The organism is Bacillus sp. AFS023182 (assembly GCF_002560575.1).
GTDB classification, from domain to species: domain Bacteria; phylum Bacillota; class Bacilli; order Bacillales; family Bacillaceae_G; genus Bacillus_A; species Bacillus_A arachidis.
This window is the reverse complement of sequence record NZ_NTRO01000026.1, coordinates 87,686-102,794: the sequence shown is the minus strand read 5'-3', so window position 1 is coordinate 102,794 and position 15,109 is coordinate 87,686. Positions and strand designations below refer to the sequence as shown.

19 protein-coding genes and 1 pseudogene are annotated in these 15,109 nt (G+C 33.8%); 8 read left to right on the top strand and 12 right to left on the bottom strand.

The window, feature by feature from the left end; genetic code table 11:
* Positions 1 to 317 precede the first annotated feature (317 nt).
* Positions 318 to 971: a DUF6944 family repetitive protein gene (locus tag CN288_RS14435; protein WP_098302520.1), complete on the bottom strand. Its 654-nt coding sequence runs from the start codon at positions 969 to 971 to the stop codon at positions 318 to 320.
* A 1,355-nt stretch (positions 972 to 2,326) separates the two neighbouring features.
* Here CN288_RS14435 and CN288_RS14430 point away from each other — a divergent pair.
* From CN288_RS14430 to CN288_RS14405, 6 genes and pseudogenes are all read left to right on the top strand, one after another.
* On the top strand, positions 2,327 to 2,941 hold the full coding sequence (locus tag CN288_RS14430) for a pesticidal protein (RefSeq protein ID WP_026594351.1): 615 nt from the start codon (positions 2,327 to 2,329) through the stop codon (positions 2,939 to 2,941).
* Between the two features lie 616 nt (positions 2,942 to 3,557).
* A complete protein-coding gene (locus tag CN288_RS14425) occupies positions 3,558 to 3,971 on the top strand; it encodes an excalibur calcium-binding domain-containing protein (RefSeq protein ID WP_098302519.1) in 414 nt (137 codons plus the stop codon).
* A gap of 57 nt (positions 3,972 to 4,028) precedes the next feature.
* The gene (locus CN288_RS14420) at positions 4,029 to 4,649 is read left to right on the top strand and encodes a class D sortase (RefSeq protein ID WP_098302518.1); all 621 of its coding nucleotides are present in this window, start codon (positions 4,029 to 4,031) and stop codon (positions 4,647 to 4,649) included.
* Positions 4,650 to 4,665: 16 nt separating this feature from the next.
* A pseudogene (locus tag CN288_RS14415) lies at positions 4,666 to 4,941 on the top strand (tyrosine-type recombinase/integrase); the annotation flags it as partial.
* Between the two features lie 74 nt (positions 4,942 to 5,015).
* The gene (locus CN288_RS14410) at positions 5,016 to 5,330 is read left to right on the top strand and encodes a thioredoxin family protein (protein WP_026594348.1); all 315 of its coding nucleotides are present in this window, start codon (positions 5,016 to 5,018) and stop codon (positions 5,328 to 5,330) included.
* A gap of 179 nt (positions 5,331 to 5,509) precedes the next feature.
* Positions 5,510 to 5,671 (top strand): DUF4176 domain-containing protein, encoded by a 162-nt coding sequence (locus CN288_RS14405; RefSeq protein ID WP_098302524.1) that lies wholly within the window; start codon positions 5,510 to 5,512, stop codon positions 5,669 to 5,671.
* 32 nt (positions 5,672 to 5,703) lie between these two features.
* On the opposite strand, the gene CN288_RS14400 is transcribed toward CN288_RS14405, so the two are convergent.
* A complete protein-coding gene (locus tag CN288_RS14400) occupies positions 5,704 to 6,486 on the bottom strand; it encodes a hypothetical protein (protein WP_098302517.1) in 783 nt (260 codons plus the stop codon).
* A gap of 218 nt (positions 6,487 to 6,704) precedes the next feature.
* On the opposite strand from CN288_RS14400, the gene CN288_RS14395 reads away from it, so the two are divergent.
* Complete coding sequence (locus CN288_RS14395; RefSeq protein WP_026594346.1) at positions 6,705 to 7,586, top strand: cation diffusion facilitator family transporter; 882 nt, start codon at positions 6,705 to 6,707, stop codon at positions 7,584 to 7,586.
* Here the strand turns inward: CN288_RS14395 and CN288_RS14390 are convergent.
* The 5 genes from CN288_RS14390 to CN288_RS14370 form a co-directional block, all read right to left on the bottom strand.
* A complete protein-coding gene (locus CN288_RS14390) occupies positions 7,573 to 8,208 on the bottom strand; it encodes a phosphatase PAP2 family protein (protein WP_026594345.1) in 636 nt (211 codons plus the stop codon). The genes CN288_RS14395 and CN288_RS14390 overlap by 14 nt on opposite strands.
* Positions 8,209 to 8,290: 82 nt before the next feature.
* Positions 8,291 to 9,046 (bottom strand): sporulation protein, encoded by a 756-nt coding sequence (locus tag CN288_RS14385; protein WP_026594344.1) that lies wholly within the window; start codon positions 9,044 to 9,046, stop codon positions 8,291 to 8,293.
* Positions 9,028 to 9,849, bottom strand: a complete 822-nt coding sequence (locus CN288_RS14380; RefSeq protein ID WP_098302515.1) for a serine/threonine protein kinase — start codon at positions 9,847 to 9,849, stop codon at positions 9,028 to 9,030. Before CN288_RS14380 ends, CN288_RS14385 begins: the two co-directional genes overlap by 19 nt.
* Positions 9,849 to 10,076 carry a hypothetical protein gene (locus tag CN288_RS14375; protein ID WP_098302514.1) on the bottom strand — a complete coding sequence of 76 codons (228 nt, stop codon included), beginning with the start codon at positions 10,074 to 10,076 and terminating at the stop codon, positions 9,849 to 9,851. Before CN288_RS14375 ends, CN288_RS14380 begins: the two co-directional genes overlap by 1 nt.
* 124 nt (positions 10,077 to 10,200) lie before the next feature.
* On the bottom strand, positions 10,201 to 10,380 hold the full coding sequence (locus CN288_RS14370; protein WP_003197525.1) for a YozD family protein: 180 nt from the start codon (positions 10,378 to 10,380) through the stop codon (positions 10,201 to 10,203).
* Between the two features lie 157 nt (positions 10,381 to 10,537).
* Here CN288_RS14370 and CN288_RS14365 point away from each other — a divergent pair, with 157 nt between their 5' ends.
* Positions 10,538 to 10,675 (top strand): DUF3930 family protein, encoded by a 138-nt coding sequence (locus tag CN288_RS14365; protein ID WP_081811136.1) that lies wholly within the window; start codon positions 10,538 to 10,540, stop codon positions 10,673 to 10,675.
* On the opposite strand, the gene CN288_RS14360 is transcribed toward CN288_RS14365, so the two are convergent.
* The 5 genes from CN288_RS14360 to CN288_RS14340 all read right to left on the bottom strand — a co-directional run bounded on the left by CN288_RS14360 (position 10,676) and on the right by CN288_RS14340 (position 15,081).
* A complete protein-coding gene (locus CN288_RS14360; RefSeq protein ID WP_026594342.1) occupies positions 10,676 to 11,338 on the bottom strand; it encodes a hypothetical protein in 663 nt (220 codons plus the stop codon).
* Positions 11,339 to 11,505: 167 nt separating this feature from the next.
* Positions 11,506 to 11,721 (bottom strand): YozE family protein, encoded by a 216-nt coding sequence (locus tag CN288_RS14355; protein ID WP_026594341.1) that lies wholly within the window; start codon positions 11,719 to 11,721, stop codon positions 11,506 to 11,508.
* A 72-nt stretch (positions 11,722 to 11,793) separates the two neighbouring features.
* On the bottom strand, positions 11,794 to 12,066 hold the full coding sequence (locus CN288_RS14350) for a YokU family protein (RefSeq protein ID WP_017149664.1): 273 nt from the start codon (positions 12,064 to 12,066) through the stop codon (positions 11,794 to 11,796).
* Positions 12,063 to 13,481 carry a lysine 2,3-aminomutase gene (gene ablA / locus CN288_RS14345; RefSeq protein WP_090689191.1) on the bottom strand — a complete coding sequence of 473 codons (1,419 nt, stop codon included), beginning with the start codon at positions 13,479 to 13,481 and terminating at the stop codon, positions 12,063 to 12,065. The genes CN288_RS14350 and ablA overlap by 4 nt, the downstream gene beginning before the upstream one ends.
* A gap of 208 nt (positions 13,482 to 13,689) precedes the next feature.
* Positions 13,690 to 15,081, bottom strand: a complete 1,392-nt coding sequence (locus tag CN288_RS14340) for a sigma-54 interaction domain-containing protein (protein ID WP_090689187.1) — start codon at positions 15,079 to 15,081, stop codon at positions 13,690 to 13,692.
* Positions 15,082 to 15,109: the final 28 nt, after the last annotated feature.

The following is a 15,109-nucleotide window of genomic DNA, read 5'->3' as shown; positions in this document are numbered from 1 at the left end:
GACTTTTATAATGGAACAATCCCTTCTATGTAAGAATACTTCTTCCTGCATCAGTTCTCTTCTATAGGAACGAACGAATCCCGATACCTCATCCTAACTCTTCCACAAGGAGAAATATTAGGATTTTACCTAACCGCCATTCATCTCCCACCTACTCATTGAACCATGTCCTACCCATTCCTTGAGGTGGGAGTTTTCTGTCGGCAAATGATAAAAACTGACGAAGATTCCCCATTAAAGTCCTTGTCCTATCTTAAAAGAGAAAGAAATATTCCCTTTCACTCATATAAGTTTTCTCAATAATCAAAATTTATAAATTATCCCTCTATCATTTGTGTGATTCCAATTGCTGAAATTGCTGTACCAATTGCTTGTATCCAAATACCAATTAGTCCAACTAATCTCTCATCTTCTTTTTCTCGATCATTTTTCTCAACCATTTGTTTTTCTTTCGATAGATTGTGTATACCTTGATATGCTTGTAATCCAGCCCCTAGCGTCTGTAATGAATTCCCCACTACAATCAACCATGGAATTTTGGGTTCTTCATTTAGTGCCACTTCCACCCCTACAAATGCACCAATAGACTGCAGACTATTTCCTGTAATAATGAGATAATCATTCTCTTTTGTTTTCTTGTGTATATTAAAAAAGGTTCCTATTACATTTGAAATATTCCCTAAAATCAGTAATTCAATCCCTGTTTTCTCCAAAGTTTTATTTTTTTCGTGCAATTGGTCCTCTTTACTGAGTTTATCCTCTTCTATGTGTAATCCTTGTTGTTCAGAGGCATCTTTTAACGCTACCAATTGTAGTATATATCCAAGAGCTTGTAATGATCCACCTACAATTACAAGTGGTTCCTCAACATTTTTCTCTCCTATAAACCCCCTCGTAGTTCCAATAGCAGCTATCGTATTTCCTCCTACTTGAAACCATGCTCCTGTAACCGTTAAATTTCTTGAACTCATATTGTTCATCCACCTATATTAGACTCATTTTATTTATCACGGATTCACAAATCATAATATCTTTCAGTAAATCGAAAATATTTCCCTCAATCGTTTGAAGCTCCCAAATCTATATTTTCTCACAAGAAAAATGTCTTCCCTACATTTCCCCATTATATTTTAATACATTTCATTTTGTGCATGAAATGACTTACCTAAACTTCTCTCTTATGTATTTCAAATTAAAAAGAGCACTCAAAAGTGCTCTTTTCGTGATAAGGAGTTTTCAATGAGTATGAAAAAAGCGATTTACGCTTGTCCCATACTTCTATATATGCTTATCCTACTCAAAAGGTGTACGATTTATAGAATTAATAATATACTCTACGTAGGAACTAGATTTTGAACCACCTAATATTAACAGACTTTTCAAATCCTCTATCTTTTCAAAAAAGTATAGTAGCAACAGATCCGTCGAGTGTATCTCAACTTTCGTTAATCCTACCACCAATCTTCCATGACTGAGAGAATCCTTACATTTTATTTACCCATAACATATACTTGTTTCCTTAAAATGGATATTACATTAATACAGTAACCCATTAAGTTACTTTCTTCATCCCCCTGAACCAAGCCGTTAGCGTTTGCTAGCTGCCCTTTTATTGGTAACAATTACCGTTGTATCTAATTAGGTTACAGTTTATCATGTAATAGCTCGATAAAAACGAGTAGTTATACCCATCGTCCTAGGAAACTAGGGCCTTGTTTTTTTCTACAAAATGGAATTGATGTTTAGGATTCTTTTTCTCCATTACCATCTAGTCATTCGCGATTCTCACGTAAATTCACCTCTCATTTGCTCCTTCCATTCAAATAACTATTTTGTTTCAATTTATACATAGTTTATATATAATTCAGACACATTTAACATGATAAGCTTTTGAAAATTAATGGTATGATTAATTCGTTGAAAACGACACGTTTCGACAAATACAAAATAACCTTCCTTACCTCTGAATCCCTGCCCCCTGTTCCGCAGGGATTCTTATAATTTACGGTTTCTTCTCAGGTTACATTTTGTTAAGTCTTTACTATTTTTATAAATTCGTTTTTTACCTCTTACTTTTACTTAGAAGCATTTGTTTAGTTTGCAGTTTTGTTTGCAAACTTGTTAGCACTTTTTTATATTTCTTCTGCTAAAAACCTCCATTGTATTTCTTCTATTACTCATCACTCCCACTGCCATTATGACGCAAATCATCAATTAAATTATGGGATTTTTAAAATTTAATATCCTTTTAAAACAAAAAACAGTTATATATTGGAATTCCCATCATATATCTGTCTTATGTTCTATATAGAAGGGACTGTTAAAAATGGGGAATAATCACTTTCATAATGTGTTTGCTGTGAAACAAGAACATTTGGGACAAGTACTTAAATTAAAGAAATTCTTTGAAGAATTAGATATGGATTTTAATGATTTCGCTGATCCTCGCACTCTAGTCAACGTGCTAGAATCAAATCGTAATATAAACTTTTTGGATTCGTCACAGGAAGCAATCATCGGCGGAGAAGCACTTCAAATTTCAGAATTGATTGAGAAAATTAGCAATCTGATTATTAAAGATATATTAGCATTTCCTACTTATCGTTGGGGAGAAAATATAAACCAAGATATTGTGAGTCAGGTGAACGATGCTATTACTAACATGTTTATTAATTTAAATAAACATGATGCTGAACCATGGATCTTCTGGTATAACAATGGGAGTGTTTTTCCAAGATATACTTATAATATTTTAATCGCTATAGATACTCAGGAAAAAGACTATCTTACAGACGTTTTAGCCTGTAGTTTTGATGTTTTGGTTGTAAAAAAAACGAAACAGGAAGTTTGTTCTTTCACAGTTAATGATAGTGCACAATGCCTTATAATGATGAAACATATGCTTGTTGGGATAAAATTTGAAGATGTTTATCCCTCATAACCCCCGCCCCTTTACCTATAAGTAAAGGGGCGGTTATTTTTTTGCTACACTCTTATATACTTTGAATCACATAAACCTTTGTGAAGATTGATGTTCGTTCCTGTAATCCAAACAACACCTGATGCTTTGTAAACTTTATCGATTTTACATACATCATCTCGTAGTCAATTGTTCTCAGCAATCTTATACCAAAAAGTAAGAGCCATCATGATGCCAAATTAGGTAAACATGGTTACTTCCCTTTAAGACTTGTCTCATAATAGCTGCAGCTAACGATGAATTTTCGCGAACATCAACAACTTCTATTGTTATACTACCTAAATTGTTATTTTCCCAATCACAGGTACATGTCCTCTCTCAGTGTACTTTCAAATATTACAAGGGTAATTCGGTTTACGTGAAGTGTGCTTTTTTCTTTATTTCAGCATAGGGGAATATTCGTTCTAAAGATAATAAAAAACATAGAATACTTTGATTTGCTTTCATAATAAAAGAAATTCTCTCCATGTTAAAATAGGAAAATATTACATTTTAAATTAATTTAATATTGTCTTTCCGATTTTTAAAATGTAAAATATTTAATATAAATACATAATTTAGGCAAAGGGAGATATACATGAAAAAGCTATTAGTTTCAGCAACAGCATTCACACTTTTAACTGTAGGGTATAACTCATCTGTATTTGCAGCTCAGAACCCAAATGACAAAGATTGCGGTCAATTCAAAAATAATCAAGAAGTAATGGAGTTTTGGCACAGTAATGGGTATAACGCGAATAACGATCCCCATGATTTAGATCGTGATAATGATGGATTACCTTGTGAAGTAAACAAAGGGGAATATGATCGATTTGTGGCTAGCAAACAAACTCCAATAAAAAAAGAAACAAACAATAACGAAGTTACAAAAAAACAAGCTGAGAAATTACCAAATACAGCTTCTAATAATATGACAATGATGCTTGTAAGTGCTGGTCTAATATTATTAGGTTCAATTTTTGTATTCCGTCGTAAAAAGACGGATGCATAGAATAATACCTAAAAAAGACAGGGATATTCCTGTCTTTTTTAATATGGAGTGATACATTTGAAAAAGCTTGAATGGTTCGGTATATTATTGATTACTATTGGCTCTTTTTCTTTCGTTTATTACTTTATTACTTGGTATGATTCAGCAAAAACTGTTGAAACTTTAACAGGTACTGAGATTAAGAAGTATCAAAGTATAAACAACCTAACTGATCATAAGCAAACATTACTAGAACCCGAGAAACACTTTCCCTCTTCTCAAGTGCAACACCAACAAGGAGAACAAATCGCATATATGGTAATCCCGAAAATCAAACGGAAATATCAAGTTTACTGGGGTGCTGATGACAAAACATTGAAAAAAGGCGTTGGAATGTTCGTTAGTGACATTACATCACCCCCTTCTGGAAATGGACATACTGTACTAAGTGGTCATCGGGATACAGTATTTACCGATTTAGGAGATTTACAAGAAAATGATTATATTTTACTTGAATACGATAACAAGATATACGCTTATCAAATTCGGAAACACTGGATTACCGACGCCAATGATATGAGTGTAATCGTTGCAAAAGATAAACCAACACTTACATTAACCACATGTTATCCATTCAACTATATTGGGGATGCTCCTAATCGATACATAATTGAATCATCTTTGGTTGCTGTTCAATAATTCGGAAAAACATAAAAATGGTAACCCCTGCAATTTCAGAAGTTTGACACAGCTCTGGAAAAAGATTATAAAGAAAAGTGAGGTTCCTTATATTCGGTTCCATGATCTAGGGCATACTCATGCAACTATCATGTTGAAACAAGGGATTCATCCGAAATTTGTAAGTGAACGATTAGGACACAAAATAGTAGGCATCACATTGGACACCTACTCGCATGTTGTACCGGGACTTCAAGAAACTGCGGTGGATCAATTTGCAAACGAATTATTCGGAAAGAAAAACGTTTGTTAAAAGTTTTCGTTTTTTTAGCAAAAACACCACCTGAATTATTCCAAATACAAAAAATGAAAAAGGAGCAACAAAACATGAAAGAAATCAAGAGTGAAAAGGAATTCAAAGACATTATCGCAAGCGAGGAGCCAGTAGTTGTTAAGTTCTTTACTACATGGTGCCCAGATTGTGTACGTATGGACAACTTTATCGGGGATGTAATGGAAGAGTTCAATAAATTTGAATGGTATTCTATAAATAAAGATGAATTCCCAAGTATTGCAGAAGAGTATCAAGTAATGGGAATTCCTAGCTTATTAGTGTATCAAAATGGTGAAAAACTTGGTCATTTACATAGTGCAAATGCAAAAACAGAAGAGCAAGTTACTGAGTTTTTAGAAGCATACTAATTCAAATAAACTATTTAGGTAACAAAATGAAACTTTAATCAGTGGGGCATCACCTCCCACTGATTATTAGTTGAACGAATCATGCTTTTACTGGCCGTTTTATTCCCTACCTTACTACTTTGCTTTCGTTGCATTTTAAGGCAGGGTCTTATAATGCGGGATAAACAACATTTCCTTAGATAGGCAGAAAACAACAACAATCTAATCGAAAAAATCGGGATTATGTCGGTTGTCTTTACCCTTATGGTAACCTTTCAAAAGATTATAATGTTTTTTTCGATCATATACAAATTGAAGAAGTTTTATTTACTGGATATGAAAATGAAGAAGAACTCATATAAATTTTTAAAGAGGACGCAAAGGTGCGTCCTCTTTAATTTATCTTTCTACCGAAAAATGTAAAAACAAAAACATCTTTTGTCCATTTTCCCTTCCCATACATATATAATACAAACCCACTAATACTGGTTAATACAACAAGGACAGAAAAATATATCCAATTTTTGTTGTTTTCACTCTTTAATCTATCTATGATTTGTTCCTTAGTATTTCCAATATAAACAGATTTCCCATATCTATTAGGTAATTCTTTTATTATTTTTCCATCTACTGACCCAAGCACAACTACATTTTCTTTATTTTCTACTGCTCTAAATGAATAAAAACGTTTTTTTCCATCTGCTAACTTTGTAGCATTCGCCTGAATATCATTTATTCTTGTTGAAATTACATTCTGACTATTTAATTCTATAAAGGGTGTTTCAAGAGACACATTTTCTTTATTTATTAATTTTAATTCTTTATTTCCAATATGTATTGGTTCATTATAAAAAGCTGTCACTTGACCGTTACTCCATAAAGAACGATTTGGTGCAGAAGTCTGTGTATAGTATGTCGTTTTTTTCTTTTGAATACGATTCACTACCGCATACCCATCAGCAAGTAATGTTTCATCTCCTGTTACATGTTCAGAATATATCTTCCCTCTTACAAAGTAAATACCATCTGCAACTTCTTTATCACTTGAAATCATCTTGAAATCACCGAGTTCGTCCCAGAGTAAAAAACTATTTAAACTCTTATACCCATAAAAAACACATACAATTAATAAAATTGTAAACAATACCCCTATTTTAACTGTTGCCTTTTTATTCACTAATTGCTATTCCCCCATATATTACTAATATTCTCATCTTAATTATAATCAGAAATATTTTTGATGTATATATATTAATCTTTTTGCCCTAAGCTAACTTTGTTATCCCCTACTTAAAAAGCTATAAAGCGTCAACAATGTTTGTATAGACCCACACGAGTTCCGTTTGATACTCTATTACTAGAAAGAAATTCCTAACAGAAAGGTGAGTGATCGTTATGAATTCACTTTCTAATAAAGAAGCTGATAAAGGAGCCATTGTCAGCATTATTGCCTACATATTTTTAGCGTCACTAAAAATCGCAATTAGCTATATTGCTCTTTCCAGTGCATTACGTGCAGACGGTTTAAATAATTTAACAGATATCGGTGCTTCTATAGCTGTATTAATCGGTTTAAAAATTTCTCGAAAACCTCGTGATCCGGATCATCCATATGGTCATTCTCGTGCAGAACAAATTGCTTCACTTGTCGCCTCCTTTATTATGGCAACGGTCGGACTTGAAGTTATCGTAAGTGCAATTCAATCGTTTTTCACTCCACAGAAAACGGCGCCTAATGTACTTGCAGCTTGGGTTGCCTTATTTTGTGCTGTCGTCATGTACAGTGTGTATAAATATAATAATAAAATTGCGCAGCGCACAAAAAGTAAAGCACTAGAAGCCGCAGCAAAAGATAATTTATCCGATGCTCTCGTTAGTATAGGTACAGTTGTCGGTATTGTAGCATCACAGTTCGACATGCCTATCCTCGATCCAATTGCAGCCTTAATTGTCGGCTTTATTATTTGTAAAACTGCGTGGGATATTTTTACAGAAGCCTCTCATATGTTAACCGATGGCATCGATCCGGATAAAATGGAAGAATATTCACATGCTGTCAAGCTCGTTTCTGGTGTTGAAAATATTGTTGATATTCGTGCACGTATGTATGGGAACCAAACGTATGTGGATATTACGATTGAAGTAGATGCTCATATGGACGTGAGTAAAAGCCATCATATTACCGATGAAATTGAAGAAATGTTAGAAGAAAGATTTGGAATTTTATACACTCATATTCATGTAGAACCTACGCAAAAAGAACCTATGATGACATAGGTTCTTTTTTGATGAATGTTTGGTGAAACATAATACATAAAATGAGCCAACTTCCCCCCGCTGCCCAACCCGCTAATATATCGGATGGATAATGAACACCAAGATATACGCGGCTAACAGAAATAGAAAATATAACGAAACATGTAATTAAAATAATCAACAACTTTCTATGCAATGTAATACGATGTTCCGTAATTGTTACATAAGCGATAAATCCTAGAAATGCTGTAGCATTCATCGAGTGGCCGCTTGGAAAGCTATATCCTGTAGCTGTAACAAGCTGCGATACATCTGGTCTTGGTCGTTCGTACCATAATTTTAAAAGGTTGTTAAGGTAACGAGATCCGTAATAATTTACGATTAAAAATAACGCACCTAACAACTTTTTTCGAATAAGAAAGTACATTACAACTATGATTAATAATGGGAAATATATTTTCTTTGAACCAATATAAGACATCCAGGTGAAATAAGCTGTCAAATACTCGTTCCGAAAACTTTGAATAAATTTGGAAATAACATCATCAAATTTTTCAATGCAAGCGGTATGATACGAAAGTGATAATCCGACAAAACAAATGAGAAACACAATTAACAAGTATACATGTCGATATCGTTTCACATACATAACCTCACTATATAAAAATAAGAAATGGAGCGGTTGTTTTAGTTTTCCTCTCCATTTCTTTTTTATGCATCTTTTATTAAGAAATATAACTGTTAATTTTTTGCTGCATAGCTGGGATATCTTCACGCGTTACAGTAAAACGAACGACTCTTTCATCTAAGTCTAATGCTTCTGAAAATAGTCCTGCTAGCCCACGGGCTTTTCTGTCTACTTCCATAACAATATCTAATCGATCATAGGCACGTGGTAGAATTAATAATTCCAATTCATCCAACTTTCCATAATACTGTCCTGAAACTGGAATGAACTCAAATTCTTGTGCAAATGGAATATTGGTACGTAATCGGTGTGGTAATTCTTCACATTCTGCTTGACGAAGCCTGAATCCTAATTGTTTTGCGCTATCTAACACACTGTTAAATAATGCATTCGGTAACACCTGAATGTAATCACGATCACTCGGATCAATACTCCGCTTAATATCAAGACCTGTATGAACCCAAACATTTTTCATTCCAAATGTAAGCGGCGCTTCAATTGGCATTGGGAATGAAAATGGAATTTCCACTTTTTCATTTGGAGATATCGTAATCGGATCGGTTAAACGTACTCGTTCTAAATCGAATGTAGCGCTTACTTTTTTATCATCTACTTCTCGTATATACGACGTCGTTAATGTTAAGTAAATGCTTTCAATTTGTTGACTAACTGCTCCACCTGTAATGTGAACTACACCTACAATTTCTTCTCCTACTAAATATTCTTCTTTTTCAAGAACTGTATCTACTTTCGCGCTTCCTACTCCAATGCTCGCTAAAAACTTTTGAAACATGTATCTCCCATCCTTTCTAATACATGGCGTACATCTTCTCTAACTTCTTGTATATTTTCATAATAAGGAGACTTCATCCGCAACATTCGCATAATAATTTCACAGTTTTCTTTCATTATCTGCAACTCTTCATACCATGGCCTTTCTTCTTCTACAGTAGATTCATAGCCAGAGTATAATAAAAATAATGTAAAGTGACCTAGTGCATAAAAATCACTACGATAATGAACCTCTCGCATATAGACTTGTTCCCCTTCATAGGTAGATGCCCGTTCATCGATTTCTTCTATAAATTTAGCTAATCCAAAATCGATAATGCTGATTTGTCCCTCTTTCATTAAAATGTTTGGAATTCGTAAGTCTCGATGAATAATACCTTTACTATGAAAATAAGAAACAATCTCAAGTACCTTATATAAAATATGAAAAGCTTCTTGCTCTTCATATACATGTCCATCTCTAAAAATGAAGTCTTCGAAATTCTTACCCGACATGTACTCCATTACAAAAAACGGCTGTTTTTTCCATATAAAACTATCATATAAGCTCGGTATTGCTGGATGATTTAACTGCTTTAAAATTGTTTGCTCTTGCGCAAACGACCTTCTACCTGACTTATACCTTTGCTTACTTTGTCTTAATTGTTTTAAAACTTTTTTCTCTTTCGTTTCTAAATCATAAACGATATATGTAAAACCATAGCTACCCATTCCAATTACTGATTCAATTTTATAGCGTTGCGAGACAATTGTATCATTGTGCAGCGGCCTATCAAACCAAGCAAGTATATCACGCCACTTCATCAACTACTTGAAAAAAAGCTACGACTTTTGTGTTTTCTTTTATAATGCTGATGTCCATAGCCATGGGGATTTCTCCTCTTATTATAATCGCTACTTGAATACGAGCGACCTCTATGACGATAATCACTACTTGAATACGAGCGACCTCTATGACGATAATCACTACTTGAGTAGGAACGATGTCTATTCTTCTTTCCTAGTAAAGAATCAATAATTTTTTTGAACATCCCTTCACCTCTTGTTTAAAATTTTCTTTTTATTATACCAATAATAATCTTTTATGTTTGTGACAAGTTTGTAAAGAAATGATTTTGAAGTGTAAAAAACGACGAGTTTTTCCCGTCGTTACTTTCACCCTTCATCCTCATCAAACACTTCATCAATCATACATTTTTCTAGTAAATACTCAAATGTAATATCAGCGAGATCTTCAATCTCTTCTCGCTTTGGTACATACCCTCTCTCTATTAGTTGCTCATAAAAAAACTCCGCAATTTCTTCCGTATCAATTACGACCTCAATTTCCTTCATGAGCATCACTCCTTTATTTCTGTTTTATGAAGGAATTTCAAAATTATGTATACGAGATTAGAAAAATAGATTTTCTTTTCCATATCATATTTGTCAGTCATATTGACTCGTCTTACAGCATACGATGTAGTACAAGCTATTTGAAGGGGGAAATAAAATGGAACAAAGAAAAGAAGAGTTCATGCATGAAGATAAATGGGCAGACTCTGTCATCAAAGGGCTTATTATTTTTTTAACAATTGTAGGTATACCTTACACAGCTTATATTTTTGTTCAGTTCCTTCTTGCTTTCTAGTTATTTTTTCTCTGTTAGTTTAACTAAATAATTATGAACGACATCCATTACAATTTTATATTCTTCATCTTGAAATGTTTCATATAATAATTGATAGTCATTATAAATATCTAATAATCCATCAATAATTTCTTGTCTGCTCGTTTTAATACTTACCTTTTTGGAATTATTGATTGACTTCAATTTTCCAAGATCTAATTTATTCATCCCTGCTTTATCTTGTTTCATTTTTTTCAAGATGGCATTAGCCGTTTGTGCATTCGCAAGCAATGTTAAATCTGATTCATCAGCCTCTAACCACTCACCATCTGTGATTCTCGATAATTCATATATTGTATCTTCCCATGCATCATTTTTATATCGCCATACTTCTGTACGAAATCCAACGATACGAAAGACATCTTTATCATAACCCGTAACTTGCACAAGATCACCGAACGTAAAATGATATCGTAATTCAATCCATTCTGTTTCACCTTTTTTCATTTCTTGTTCCGTGACATGTTGAAGTGTTTGTTCCACATAATATCCATCATGATTATTAACTTCATATACATAAACGCCATCTAACATTTTCATATTTGTGATTTTACCAACAGTTCCATATAGTGTAATCACGACTATATCTCCTACATTATATTTAGGTTGTTTTTTTCTTGCCATTTATATCTCTCCTTTTTAAAGTCGTGATTTTTGATAACAGTATATGCAAACGATTAAAAAACGCTTATCACATGAGCTTATATTCAAAAATTTTTCCAATAAAAAATACATCACTTTTTATAGAGTGATGTACTAGTGCAGATATATTTGTAGTATATGTTTGCTCGTTATCTTTCTTGTATGTATAGCTCCCATGCTTCATCAAAAATAGACATACTATCCAGTAATCCACTTAATTCTAAATACGAACTAATTTCATCGTAATCTTCTGATTGCTTCGGAAAACTTAAATCGTCATACATAGCTTCAGCAAAATCCGATATTTCATTTTTGATTAAAGACGCACGATGCTTCATCATATAGTGATAAAATGACTTTTTCAAAAATATTCCCTGCCTTTCTAACTTGGATACATTATACAAGGGGAAAAAGAAAAAAACCAGCATAATCGCTGGTTAAAAGTCAAAATAATTTCTTTTTAGTAAACGTGGGCGCTCCATTAACTCTTCATATGTTAATTGTTTTGGTAAATCTTTTGTATAAATTAAAAACAACTGATCTTCTATTTCTTTTACAACATGATCAGGCTGATAGTCCATTCCACATGATGAGCAAGAAATACATGGTGTCTTTTGAATTTCAATGGCTTTTGTACCATCTGGCAATTCCCAATATACAGTATTCAGACTTTCTTTCGCCTCTGTACTGTCACACCACATACAATTCATACTGCGTCACCCTCAGCTTCTGTATTTTCTTCTAATTTCGCCATTTGAGCTTGGTATTTTTTATCTTTTAACTGATCACGCTTATCACGTTTATCCTTTAAGGAAGAATGTGTTTCATTTGTTTCATAGTCTTTGCGGCGATTCATACGTTGCAAATCATCCGGAACAAGATTGAATTTCTTATCACTCATCAACCCTGCTACACCGATATCAGAGCGTTTTTCTTCATAAGTTGGATAAATCTCTTTAAAATAACCTTCAGCTCTTCCTGGCACATAATTTTCTGGTTCTGGATACGTTGTAATAACACCTTCAAAGTTACGAAGAACAACCTTATCCGCACTTTGTGAAATTAAATAATTTGGCTGAAGCGCAATTTTTCCGCCTCCACCTGGGGCATCGACAACGAATGTTGGCACTGCATAACCAGATGTATGTCCACGTAGTCCCTCAATAATTTCTAATCCTTTGGAAACCGGTGCACGGAAGTGACCAATACCTTCTGATAAATCACATTGATAAATATAATACGGACGAACACGAATTTTAACTAAATCATGCATCAGCTTTTTCATAATTGGTACACTGTCGTTAATTCCTGCTAAAATTACCGCTTGGTTTCCAATTGGCACACCAGCATTTGCAAGCATTTCACATGCTAGTTTTGATTCTTCCGTAATTTCAATAGAAGTATTAAAATGTGTATTTAACCATACTGGGTGATATTTTTTAATAATGTTACATAGATTTTCTGTAATACGTTGTGGGAATACAACTGGTGCTCTCGTTCCAATACGGATAATTTCCACATGCGGAATTGCTCGTAAGTTCTTTAATACGTATTCTAAAATTTTATCATTAATAAGAAGACCGTCACCACCAGAGATTAAAACATCACGCACTTGTGGTGTTTCACGAATATAAGCAATAGCATCATCTAATTGTTTTTTCGGAACACCCATTCCAATTTGTCCACTAAAACGACGACGTGTACAATAACGACAATACATAGAACATTGATTTGTAACTAGAAATAACACGCGGTCTGGATAACGATGTGTTAAGCCTGGAACTGGTGAATCTTCATCTTCATGAAGCGGATCTTCTAAATCATACTTTGTTTTATATAATTCTTCCGAAATCGGTACAGATTGCATCCGAATCGGACAGCGTGGATCATCAGGATTCATAAGAGAAGCATAGTACGGTGTAATATTTAACGGAATTGTTTTCGTTGAAATTTTAACACCTTCTTCTTCTTCTGGTGTCAAATTAATCACTTTCTTTAAATCATCTAACGTTTTGATCGTATTCGTTAATTGCCAAACCCAATCATTCCATTGCTCTTCTGTAACATCTTTCCATAATTCGATCTCTTTCCAGTGACGATTTGGTTTGTATACATCATGTAACATTGCTATTCCCCCTTTTTTTACGCTCGCCATTTATATAAGCAATAATTATGCCAACTATACATTTTCAAGAAGTGGTGACGAAAGATACCCTATTATATAAGAAAAAAATATTTTTTTATTTTAAATGGCGCTCGATTCAATACAATATTCGTTACTTTCTGTATATGTAAGCGCTCTTTTTTTGGTGCAAACACTCAAAAACCGCCGATTATTCGGCGGTTTTGTCATACTTGTTTAATTTATACTGCAATGTTTGCCTTGGAATACCTAATAGCTTAGCAGCTTGCAAAATATTCCCATCCGTTTCCACTAACGCTCGATCGATTAATTCTTTTTCTGTTTGATGCAGTGCCTCACGTAATGGCAGAATAGACTTCTTCTTTTTCCTTAACTCTACTTCTTTTCGAAATGTTCGGGGTAAACAACTAACTGTTAATGAACCTCCTTCTGCAATAATTACAGCATGTTCAATCGTGTGCTTTAACTCCCTTACATTTCCAGGCCAATGATAGGCTAGTAATCTTTCCTTCGTCTCATTGTCAATATGCAGTACCTCTTTTTTATATTCTTTATTATAGTCTCTTAAAAAGTAAGACGCTAACAATAATACATCTTCTTTTCGCTCACGAAGCGGTGGAATATATAACGAAAATACATTTAAACGATAATATAAATCGGTACGAATTTTATTTTCGCGCAAACATATCTCTGGCGGCTGATTCATCGCAGTAATGACACGTACATCCACTTTTCTCGTTTTACTATCACCGATGCGACGAATTACTCCATCCTCTAATGCGCGTAGCATTTTCGCCTGCAGATCAAGAGGCATTGAATTTAATTCATCTAAAAATAATGTCCCTCCATCTGCAAGTTCAAATAACCCCGCACGTTCAATAGCTCCAGTATAACTTCCTTTAGTTGTCCCAAATAATAGACTTTCTAGTAATGACTCTGGAAGAGCTGCACAGTTTTGGGCAATAAACGGTTTGTTTTTACGGTTTGAAGCCTCATGAATCGCTTGTACAAATAGTTCTTTTCCTGTTCCTGTTTCTCCGTATATTAAAACATTTGCATTTGTTGGAGCTACCTTTTGCGCTAAATCTTTTGTTTGTTTAAAGCGAAAATCATTCGTCACAATTGTATTAAAAGCAACATGTTTTTTTGTTACCTTCTTCCTAGAAGATCGTTTCATTTTCGATTGTAAATCAACAATTGTATCCGTTAATTTTTGAATCGTTGAGTAATCTTTTGCAATTTCAACAGCACCCGCAATTTTATCTTCTATAAAAATAGGTAATGTGGTATTTACAGTACAGACATCTTCACCATTTAAATTTTGATAACGCTGTACTTGATGTAAAATCGGCTTTTGTGTATCTAGAACTTTCATAAGTGTACTCGTTTCCCTTGATAAAGACGGGAATGCTTCTAATAAATGCTTCCCTAATACATTCTCAATCTTGGACCCATCGTGTTTTGCAGCAACAGTATTATAAAAAATTGTAATACCATTTTCATCCACCGCATGAATCGCTTCATCAATACTGCCCAAAATCGCTTCAATGACTTCTTGTGTCGAAACTGCCAGCAATGTCATCCCTCCTCCTGCTAAAAATTCAGCAAAT